Source organism: Bacillota bacterium LX-D (assembly GCA_031628995.1).
Lineage (GTDB): Bacteria > Bacillota > DUOV01 > DUOV01 > Zhaonellaceae > JAVLUO01.
In genome coordinates, this window is the sequence record JAVLUO010000013.1 from 49,404 (window position 1) to 59,262 (window position 9,859).

At 32.5% G+C, this 9,859-nt stretch carries 10 protein-coding genes and 1 tRNA gene; 3 read left to right on the plus strand and 8 right to left on the minus strand.

Annotated elements, in window-relative coordinates:
- Positions 1-43 precede the first annotated feature (43 nt).
- On the plus strand, positions 44-1,573 hold the full coding sequence (gene spoVB, locus RDV78_10180) for a stage V sporulation protein B (protein MDS1030811.1): 1,530 nt from the start codon (positions 44-46) through the stop codon (positions 1,571-1,573).
- On the opposite strand, the gene surE is transcribed toward spoVB, so the two are convergent.
- Positions 1,559-2,323: a 5'/3'-nucleotidase SurE gene (gene surE / locus RDV78_10185; protein ID MDS1030812.1), complete on the minus strand. Its 765-nt coding sequence runs from the start codon at positions 2,321-2,323 to the stop codon at positions 1,559-1,561. The genes spoVB and surE overlap by 15 nt on opposite strands.
- Complete coding sequence (locus RDV78_10190; GenBank protein MDS1030813.1) at positions 2,320-2,769, minus strand: transcriptional repressor; 450 nt, start codon at positions 2,767-2,769, stop codon at positions 2,320-2,322. Before RDV78_10190 ends, surE begins: the two co-directional genes overlap by 4 nt.
- Before the next feature lie 175 nt (positions 2,770-2,944).
- Between RDV78_10190 and RDV78_10195 the strand changes: the two genes are divergently transcribed.
- The gene (locus tag RDV78_10195; GenBank protein MDS1030814.1) at positions 2,945-3,337 is read left to right on the plus strand and encodes a TIGR04086 family membrane protein; all 393 of its coding nucleotides are present in this window, start codon (positions 2,945-2,947) and stop codon (positions 3,335-3,337) included.
- A 190-nt stretch (positions 3,338-3,527) separates the two neighbouring features.
- On the opposite strand, the gene RDV78_10200 is transcribed toward RDV78_10195, so the two are convergent.
- The 6 genes from RDV78_10200 to RDV78_10225 are packed head-to-tail and all read right to left on the minus strand — an operon-like array spanning position 3,528 to position 9,390.
- The gene (locus RDV78_10200; GenBank protein MDS1030815.1) at positions 3,528-4,115 is read right to left on the minus strand and encodes a hypothetical protein; all 588 of its coding nucleotides are present in this window, start codon (positions 4,113-4,115) and stop codon (positions 3,528-3,530) included.
- A gap of 60 nt (positions 4,116-4,175) precedes the next feature.
- Positions 4,176-6,983: a helicase C-terminal domain-containing protein gene (locus RDV78_10205; protein ID MDS1030816.1), complete on the minus strand. Its 2,808-nt coding sequence runs from the start codon at positions 6,981-6,983 to the stop codon at positions 4,176-4,178.
- A gap of 10 nt (positions 6,984-6,993) precedes the next feature.
- Positions 6,994-7,266: a DUF3343 domain-containing protein gene (locus RDV78_10210; GenBank protein MDS1030817.1), complete on the minus strand. Its 273-nt coding sequence runs from the start codon at positions 7,264-7,266 to the stop codon at positions 6,994-6,996.
- 58 nt (positions 7,267-7,324) lie between these two features.
- Entirely contained in the window at positions 7,325-7,897 is a 573-nt protein-coding gene (locus RDV78_10215) for a Fe-S-containing hydro-lyase (GenBank protein MDS1030818.1), read from the minus strand.
- A 10-nt stretch (positions 7,898-7,907) separates the two neighbouring features.
- Complete coding sequence (locus tag RDV78_10220; GenBank protein MDS1030819.1) at positions 7,908-8,750, minus strand: fumarate hydratase; 843 nt, start codon at positions 8,748-8,750, stop codon at positions 7,908-7,910.
- A 25-nt stretch (positions 8,751-8,775) separates the two neighbouring features.
- Positions 8,776-9,390, minus strand: coding sequence for a DUF3786 domain-containing protein (locus RDV78_10225; protein ID MDS1030820.1), 615 nt, complete (start codon positions 9,388-9,390; stop codon positions 8,776-8,778).
- A gap of 201 nt (positions 9,391-9,591) precedes the next feature.
- Between RDV78_10225 and RDV78_10230 the strand changes: the two genes are divergently transcribed.
- A tRNA-Arg gene (locus RDV78_10230) sits at positions 9,592-9,667 on the plus strand.
- Positions 9,668-9,859: the final 192 nt, after the last annotated feature.

Below are 9,859 nucleotides of genomic sequence, written 5' to 3' on the forward strand. Positions count from 1 at the left end.
TACCAGCATATTAATTAATAAGTAAAATTTGGAGGGAAAACTATTGCAAAAATTTTTTCAAGGTGCATTTTTATTAATAGCTGCTAATTTAATTAATCGGATTTTAGGATTTATCTATAAAGTCTACACAGTAAGACTGATTGGGGCTGAAGGGATTGGTCTTTTTGAATTGGTATTTCCTATTTATAACTTAGTACTTGTTCTAACTACTGCTGGAATTCCTTTAGCAATTCCTAAATTAATATCAGAGGAATTTGCCAGGCATAACTATAAGCAAGTTAAAAAAATCTTTTTGGTCGCCTTGTTTATCTTAGCAACCTCTGGATTCCTAAGCACAACTGTTCTTCTTTGGTCTGCACCATACTTAAGTATAAAATTCTTTTCAGATCAAAGAGTCTATTGGTCATTTGTGGTAACACTTCCTGCAATTTTTATTGTAGCAATAAGTTCAGCTTTCCGAGGTTATTTTCAAGGAATGCAAAATATGCTTCCAGGATCTACAAGTCAGGTTGTTGAACAAATAGTAAGATTTACAGTAGGAATAATTGCTGTTCAATTTTTGCTTCCTTATGGTTTAGAATTGGCTGCAGCCGGCTTAGCATTAGCCATGGTTTCAGGAGAATTTGCAGGGCTATTATCTTTAGTTGCATTCTTTTGGAAAAAAAGAATTAACCAAATTTCGCTTAAATATTTTAAAAATGAAAGAACTAACATCCTAAGAATTTTATCATCTATTTATAAAATAGCAATACCAACTACACTGACTAGAGTTATACTTGCTGCAACATTGACTGCTGAAGCTATTATAATACCCATTAGACTTATTAATTCGGGTCTAACCATGTCTCAAGCTACTCAGAGTTACGGTCAGTTTTCAGGAATGGCCTTTTCCTTAATCAATTTACCTACAATTATTACAGTTTCTTTAGCAATCTCACTTGTTCCAGCTATTTCTGAAGCATTGGCTTTAAATGATTATAACCTAATTAGGAAAAGGACAAATCAAGTACTAAAAATTACAATTTATACTGCAATACCTTGCTTAGTAATATTTTTCTATTTGTCAAGAAATATTATGCAAGTTGTTTATAATACAACTGAAGCTAGTGCAATTTTAGCTACACTAGCTTTAGGGTGCCCCTTTTTCTATTTACAGCAAACAACTAATGGAATACTGCAGGGACTAGGAAAAGTAAATTTAATTTTTAAAAACGCTTTAATTGGAAGCATAGTTACTTTGGCAGGGATTTACTGGTTAACTGCATTACCAAATATTGGAATTCAGGGAGCATCAATGGCCGTAATTGCCGGTTCAGTAATAATTTCTTATCTTAACTTTGTATCCTTATTGAAATTTACTCATTTAAAGCCTAATTGGTTTCAAATTCTTTTTGCCCCAATTTTTGGAGGCATTGGCATGTATTATTTTCTTAATAGTTTTTTTCAAAACATTGGGGGCTGGTTTTCTTTGGTATGGGCATGTATGTTAAGTTTTGCATTATACTCTTTAATCTTAATTATAACTGGATGTATTAAACTTAAAAGAATATACGTTAGTTTAAAATGGTTTTAAATGTTTACTTTTTAAATAATTAATTAATTCATAGTTTGTCAAATCAAACCCTAGTGGAGTTAACGAAATAGATCTGTGTTCTAAAGCAGCAACATCTGTACCTAATTTTGCTTCTAGGGCAATGGGTTGACCCCCTAACCAATAATAGTCTTTTCCCCGGGGGTCTTTTCTTACTTCTACTGAATTTTCATAAAGACGAAGACCTTGGGAAGTAATCTCTAGTCCTTTTACGGGCCCCTTGGAAACACATGGTACATTAACATTTATTAGCGCATTATTGTCTAATTCTATTTCATTAATCTGTAAAATTAATTTTTTAACAGTTTCTGCTACAAAGACAAGGTCTTCGGACAAGGCACCTTCTTCTACAGAGACTGCAATTGCTGGAACACCATTAATTATTGCTTCAATAGCTGCTGAAACAGTGCCTGAATAAATTATATCTGTCCCAAGGTTAAATCCGTTATTAATACCCGATACAACGAAATCAGGTTTATGGTCTAATAATTTATCAAGTGCCAATTTAACACAGTCAGCAGGTGTCCCAGATACAGAATAACCATAGCTTTCGTTTTCTAATAATACTTTATTAACTCGCAAAGGTTTATGCATAGTAATGCCGTGACCTGCTGCACTACGCTCTCTTTCTGGTGCTACAGTAAAAACTTCTGCAATTGTCAACAAGGAACGTTGCAAATATTTTATTCCCTGAGCATCTATACCGTCGTCGTTAGTAAGTAGTATTTTCATAAATCCCCCTTATTAATTTGACTACATTTTCGGCAAAAACCATAAAACTTAAGTTGATGATCTACTATTTCAAAATTTTTTTTTCTGTTAATTGCGGCTTCTAAAGTTTCTAATAAATCATCTTCAAACTCTTCTACATAACCACAACGTAAACAAATTAAATGATGATGATGGTGGACTTCCTGATCGTTAAATTCATATCTACTTTTACCGTCACCAAATTGAATCTTTTGTAATACATCTAAATCAGCGAAAAGATCTAAAGTACGGTAAACAGTTGCCAGACCTATTTCAGGATGACTGCCTTTTACAATTTTATATACTTCCTCAGCACTTAAATGCTGTTGAGCATTTTCCAAAAAAGCTTTCAAGATCACCTGCCGTTGTGGCGTTACCTTGTAATCTTTGTCATGCAATTTTTTAAATATTTTTTCCAAGCTTTTCATTAATATTACCTCACAATACCAATTTGCGCTAATTGACTCTAACAACTATTATTTAATTAATTCAACGTTTTCAATACTTAACCTCTAAATAAAAGATTAAAACCAAAGAAATATTTTGAATTAAGTTATATCAAAATTTTTTAGGCATATAAGTAATTGTAAGGAGGTGCTTGCTTTGCCTAAGTCGAGCAAAGATAAAAATGTACATTCAAATCATTTAAATCCCACTATAATTGGTTTTTTTAACGCAATCATTGTTACCATTATGTTAGTTATAACACTTAGCCTATTTTTCTATTTTTCCTCATTTTCAGAATACCATTTAAGTAATCTTTCAGTAATAGTAGTAGTGCTCAGCGTATTCTGGGGAGGATTTAAAGCAGCCAATCTAACGGAAACTAATTTATTATTACATAGCTTAGGAGTAGGATTTTTATATTTAATTTTTACTATACTCCTGGCAATTTTAATTTCCGAACCTTTAAGTTTCATCTCCATATGTATAAAACTGCTCTACTGTCTAGGAGCAGGAGCGGCTGGGGGAGTAGTTGGAGCCTCATTTAAATAAAATTAGTTAAATATTTAAAAAGAGAGTAGTTTATACTACTCTCTTTTTAAGATTGTTTTAATATTTTCTTTAAGAGACCTTTTATAAAACCTGGCAGTGAAATGAAATATACTTTCATTAAATTCACCCCTTTTTAAAAATACCCATTTCCCTTACTATATTATTGTTCATCTTGAAAAAAGTGATTTGTTTAGCTTGAAAAGTTATGGTAAATAATAACATCATTATCTTCTACCTTACTCCTAAAACTTTTAAAATATAAAATAATAAGAACAGCAATAAGATTAATAAGCAGTAATTTAATATCTGTGCTAACAACAGCAGCACTTGCTGGCAAAACGGCTAAATTGAAAAGTTTAAACTTGTCTTTATTTTTTATTAGCAAAAAACCACTTAAACAGCAAGCTAGATAAATCTGAATAAAGCATGGGATTAATACTAACATTTGACCTATAAGCCCGCTGGTAATACTTGTTAAATTTTTATTTTTTGTAAAAATATAGCCCATAGCCGTAAAGATCATGCTTACTTGTAATAAAGTATTTGCTTTGACTAAAATACTTCCAAGCCAAATTATAAGAACGCCCTTAATAATTTCTAAGATAAAGATCAAAAAAGTTAATTCAATTCCTAAGTTTAGGATCAAGGAAAATAATTTAGAAGAATGTTTTTTAAGAGAATTTTTTTTCATTAAACTTAGGTAATAATAAGCTATATTAAAAAAGGATAACATTCCTACAAAGTAGCAAAGCAAAAAATAAAAAAAAACCTCTAACATTATATTCCCCCTTTACAAAATTATGTAATAAGGGGAATATTTATTACTAATCAAACCACATCAATTTTTCCAAAAATCTTTAATTACCTTAGATAATGAAGAGTCATCAGCTCTTAGATGGGTATTAAGTGGCAATGAATTTAAGAATTTTTGACCATATTTTTTTTCTATAATTCTCCTGTCCAGTATTACTACTATACCTCTGTCTTTTTTTGTTCGCAATAAACGACCAAAACCTTGCTTAAATTTAATCACGGCCTGAGGTAAATTAAGCATAGTAAAGGGATCTAAATTTTTATTTTTTAGATACTGCATTTTGGCAGCTAGAGTAGGAATACTAGGAGCTTGGAAAGGCAGCTTAACTATTATCACTAATGTCAAATCATTACCTGGTATATCCACACCCTCCCAAAAGCTACTTGTGCCTAATAAAACTCCTTTTTCAGTTTTTTTAAAGCTGTTAACCAATGAGCCTCTACTTCCATCTAACTGTTGACCATAAACAAGTATTCCCGTTTCACTTAACTTCTCTTTCAAGGGAGCATAGGTAAGTTTTAAAAGATTGTGAGAAGTAAATAGTACTAATGTTCTACCATTATTTGCTACAATTAGTCTAGCGAGAACAGGAACTATTTGTCGTGCAAAGTCTTCCTCCTTTACCATTGCAGGGTTTGGTAAATTGTTAGTGATACATAAAAGTGCTTGATCTTGGATGTTATAGGGAGATTGTATAATCTCAGTTTCCAATTTATCTGGCTCTAAATAATTTAATCCCACCTGATTAATAAAAAATTCAAAGTCTTTTTCAATCGTCAGGGTGGCAGAAGTAAAAATTATTGACTTTTTACCTTGGTAAATTTGTTTACAAAGTAATGCACCTACTTCAATTGGTGCTGTTTTAATGGAGAAATCAAAATTATGTGTAAAGGAATATGTCTCTAGCCAAGTCACTGAATCTTTATTTTCTAGCTCTAATAAATGTTGAATTCCTATTAAGCAATCTTTACATTGATGAATGTAAATAGCTAAATCCTTGGATTTCAAGATGTCTGAATAGTTTTCTTCAAGAAATTTAAATAAATTAGTTAAATCATCTTGTAAATCATGTAGATTAAAAATCAAATTTCTTGCTGAACTTTCCACCGCTGTCCAACAAGATAGTTTATAAATATCCGGTTTTAACCATTTTTCTTTTCCCGATGAACTAGGCAATGCCAGATCTAGAACTTGAAATGTATTTAGTAAATCCATAAGAGCCAGCGTTAATTTTTTAGTGCTTTCAATAGCTTTAAATATTAATTTTTCTCCATTAATTAGGCATTTCTCGCTGCTTTTTCTAATCTGTTTTAAGAGTAAACTTAATAATCCGAGTTCCATTTTCTCGTTTTTTTCATTGATATGATAAAGATTATATGTTATACCCCTCATAACGAAGCTAGAAAATTCTACTGTCATATGAGAAGTAGCTTCCTGTTCGAGATTATGAGCTTCATCGATGATTAGATATTTATATTGAGGCAAAACTGTATTTTCTAATTTGGCATCTGTCAGAAACATTGAATGATTTGTAATAATTATATTTGCCTGTTCAGCTTTTTTCTTTACTTCTAGAACAAAGCAATTAGAAAACCATTGGCATTCTTTTCCAAGGCAAGAGTAACTATCGGCAGATATTTTTTTCCAAGCCTCATTATCCCGGTTCTTTAAGTTCAACTCACTTTTATCACCTGTTATTGAAGTTCTTAACCATGAGGTTATTCGGGCTAAAAATAGTTTTTCCGATAATGTAAGTTCCAAAGGCTCTTTTAAATATGCCTGCCATTTTCTAAGACATAAATAGTTATTTCTCCCTTTAACAACTACTGTTTTTAAACCTAATTCTAGCGTTTCCTGGAGTTGAGGTAAATCCTTATTAAACAATTGTTCCTGCAAGTTGATGGTATGAGTTGAAATTACTACTTTTTCTCCTGTCGATAATGACCATTGTGCTGCTGGGAGCAAATAGGCTAAGGATTTCCCCGTACCAGTAGCTGCTTCAATAACTAAATGATGACCTGCTAAAAAAGAATTACATATTTTTTCTAACATTAGTATTTGACTATGCCTATATTCAAAAGTTGAATACTTTTTAGCCATTAAACCATCAGCACTAAGAATTTCTACTATTTTCTTGACATCAAATTGCACCTTCTCATTTTTAGGTATTTTCTTTTCTGCAAACAATCCCTCTACTGAAGCCAAATTTTTATTAAAACCAAAATCCGGCTCAATTTTACTGTAATTAAAATCCTTTACCTTCTCTAAAAAAATCTGTTGAATAATTTCTTTGATTGGTGTACTAGTATTAGTAAATAAATTGGAAAAATAAGACAGTATTGTAGGAGATAATTTTTCTAATAATTCCAATGTCTTAAAATAAATTTTTGCCCAAAGTTCTACATCAGTACTTGCCCTGTAGGCAGAGGGTTCCAGACCAAATAGGGCTGTTAAATTATTTAAGCTATAGTCTCCTAAACTAGGTTCAGCAATTTTCAGTAGATCCACTATGTCTAAATATGGATGGTTTATTAAATCTAAATTAATTTGCTCTAAAAAGCTTTTAATTGAGGAAATATCACAAAAAATGATAGGGGTTAGGCCAATAAAATCCCTTAATTCCTTTGCTACATCCTCTAAAAGAGGTGCGTTTGCTAACATATCTCTAGTTATACCTATGGATTGAAAACAAGATGGAGATAGGAACTTACTATTAATTAAAGTTTTGTATTTGTCAACAATCACGTCATTAGATAATTTTATGGCACTTACTTCTAATATTTGGTCTAAATTTAAACCATTTGTTGTAATTGCAAGAATAATAAAATTCATTATTGACCAACTAACCTTCAATAAAAATTAGATTGTTATTAAGTTTAGTACAATAAAACAATTTAGAGAAAGGAATTTTATTTTTTAATAGAACATCATTAATTATTTTTTTATATTCGCAACAGAATTTAATAGCCAATCCACAATTTACAGATATCTGCCTGGGTACAGGAATAATTTTAGCATCAAGACTAGCATTCAGTTCTTTTATTTTTCTTTCAGCCTGGATGGCATAAGAAGTAGAAGTAAAGGTATAAAGGCAATATTCTTCTTGTCTTTCCAAAAATTTTACCTCCCACAATTATGAAAACTATATAAAACAACCCATCATAAAAGATGGGCTACTTTACTTTTTCTTGCAAAAGTTTATTATACTTATTTATACCCTCTTCATATAAATCAGATCCATAACAATCATTAATAACTACAACTGGTAAATCATTTACTTCCAGTCTATAAATCGCCTCTGGCCCTAAATCAGGATAGGCAACTAACTTGGCCTTGGTAATGCATTTGGAAATTAAAGCAGCTGCGCCTCCAAGAGCCGCCATGTATACTGATTTACAATCTTGTAACGCTGTACGAACAGCTTGAGATCGTGTTCCCTTACCGATAACTCCTTTTAAACCAGCTTTTAAAAGTTGGGGAGTGTATGGATCCATTCTGTAACTGGTAGTTGGGCCTACTGAGCCAATAATTCTTCCCGGCTTGGCTGGCGTTGGTCCTGCATAATAGATAATTTGTCCTTGTAAATCAATTGGTAAATCTTGTCCCAGTTCCAATAAATAAGCTAATCTAGAGTGAGCAGCATCTCTAGCAGTATAAATTACCCCTGAAATCAAAACCTTATCTCCAGCTCTTAGCATGGCGATGTTATTGTCAAGGAGAGGTGCTTTCAACTGGATTATCGACATTTCGTTCCTCCTATATGATAACCGATTGATGCCGAGCAACATGACAGTTAATATTAACTGCTACAGGCAAGCTAGCAATATGGCACGGATATAGCTCTATATTAACTGCCAGAGTAGTAGTGCTGCCACCGAAACCTTCTGGACCAATTCCTAAACAGTTTATTTCCGAAAATAGCTCTTTCTCCAATTTAGCCGCTATTGGATCCTGATTATACTGTCCAATTTCCCTCAGTAAAGCTTTTTTAGCTAATAATGGTGCCAATTCGAAGTTTCCACCAATTCCCAGACCTACAATTATAGGAGGGCATGGATTAGGACCTGCTTTTTTAATTGTATCCAGTACAAAACTCTTAACACCTTGTATACCTGCCGAAGGTGTCAGCATAGTTAAGGCAGACATATTTTCACTTCCCCCACCTTTGGGAGCAACCGTTATTTTCAGGCTATCTCCTTCGACGAGCTCTGTATGAATAATAGCAGGAGTATTATCACCGGTATTTTCCCTTTGCAAAGGATTAGACACAATTGATTTTCGCAAATAGCCTTCTGAATAACCTTTTTTTACACCAGCATTGATTGCATCCCTTAGCAAACCGCCGTTTATAAAAACATTCTGTCCAATTTCTACGAATACTACTGCAGTCCCAGTATCCTGACAAATTGGAACCTGTTCTCGACTAGCTATTTCTACGTTACTGTAAAGGTCTTGTAAAATTTCTTTACCCAAAGGTGAAAGTTCCGATTTTGTTGCTTCATCTAACGCAACTTTAACATCATCGCTTAAAAAATAGTTTGCTTTAATGCAAAGTTCTGCAACTGCTTCTACTATTGTACCGTAAGCTATTTCTTTCATTAGTTCCCTCTATCCTACAACTTGTTTAACTATTACTTAATTTACCTAATTGACTTACAACCCAACTTGCCAACACAGTACAATCTTCAGCTGGGAAATAATTACTAACAGAAGAGTCAAATAAAATATTACCTGTAGCTGGGAATTCATCGTCGCCATAATGAATAACCAAAGTCAAAGGTACCATCGGAAATGGATATAAAGTTATACTTTCATCTTTAAATGATGCTTTTACTCCCCCAAGCTTTTCTCCAGTCGAAATTAACAGCCCTGGGTTATTGCCGAAAAATTTAATTAATGGCCTAATGGATCTATTAAAAAAAGGTTCTTGATAAATAAAAGCACCTGGAAGCTGCTTAAATGCCACTAAATCATTAACTAAAGGTTGATATTTATCAGAGTTTAAATAATGTAATACTAAAATTTGAGATTTACGATCCAATTTTTCTCCTGATTTCTTTATAACATCCCAATTTTCCATATTAATAATTAATTCTTCCCCTAAACAGGGAACAATAAATTCGTTATCTTGTGGCTTCCAATTAACTTTTGTATTTTCAGCAATCTGGTCGGGATTCTTTTGAGCTAACTGTTGAACAACAACTTTATAGGTTTCATTTAAATTATATGGTTCTTTCATCATTTTCCCCCTGCAAAATTATAGTTTTTTTAATTTTCCTTAATTATATTTAAAATAGCATTTTACTTCAGTACATCTACTTGTCTATAATAGATAATACCTTACATTAAAAATAAGAGCAAGTGACTACTGGCCAGGTTCTTTATTATTTTATATTTTTGACATATACCTATTTTTTTAGTATAATAAATATTGTTGTTTGCGCCCGTAGCTCAGGGGATAGAGTGACGGAATCCGAGTCCGGAGGTCGCAGGTTCGAATCCTGCTGGGCGCGCCAATTTAGTAAAACAGCATTTAAAATTTATGTAGTAATGGCAAGGAGCCTAAGTTCCTTGCTGTTTTTATTTAATACATCTTTTATTATAAAAATCAAAAAAGTCCAGCTACTCTTGTAACTGGACTTAAAAATTAATTCCGGCAGTGACCTGCTCTCCCAGGGAATACTCCCTAGTACCATCGGCGCTGGAGG

Excerpts from the sequence above, each read along its gene's own strand:
- surE (MDS1030812.1), bottom strand. The coding sequence starts at position 2,323 with ATGAAAATACTACTTACTAACGACGACGGTATAGATGCTCAGGGAATA.
- RDV78_10190 (MDS1030813.1), bottom strand. The coding sequence starts at position 2,769 with ATGAAAAGCTTGGAAAAAATATTTAAAAAATTGCATGACAAAGATTAC.
- RDV78_10200 (MDS1030815.1), bottom strand. The coding sequence starts at position 4,115 with ATGTTAGAGGTTTTTTTTTATTTTTTGCTTTGCTACTTTGTAGGAATG.
- RDV78_10205 (MDS1030816.1), bottom strand. The coding sequence starts at position 6,983 with ATGAATTTTATTATTCTTGCAATTACAACAAATGGTTTAAATTTAGAC.
- RDV78_10215 (MDS1030818.1), bottom strand. The coding sequence starts at position 7,897 with ATGTCGATAATCCAGTTGAAAGCACCTCTCCTTGACAATAACATCGCC.
- RDV78_10220 (MDS1030819.1), bottom strand. The coding sequence starts at position 8,750 with ATGAAAGAAATAGCTTACGGTACAATAGTAGAAGCAGTTGCAGAACTT.
- RDV78_10225 (MDS1030820.1), bottom strand. The coding sequence starts at position 9,390 with ATGAAAGAACCATATAATTTAAATGAAACCTATAAAGTTGTTGTTCAA.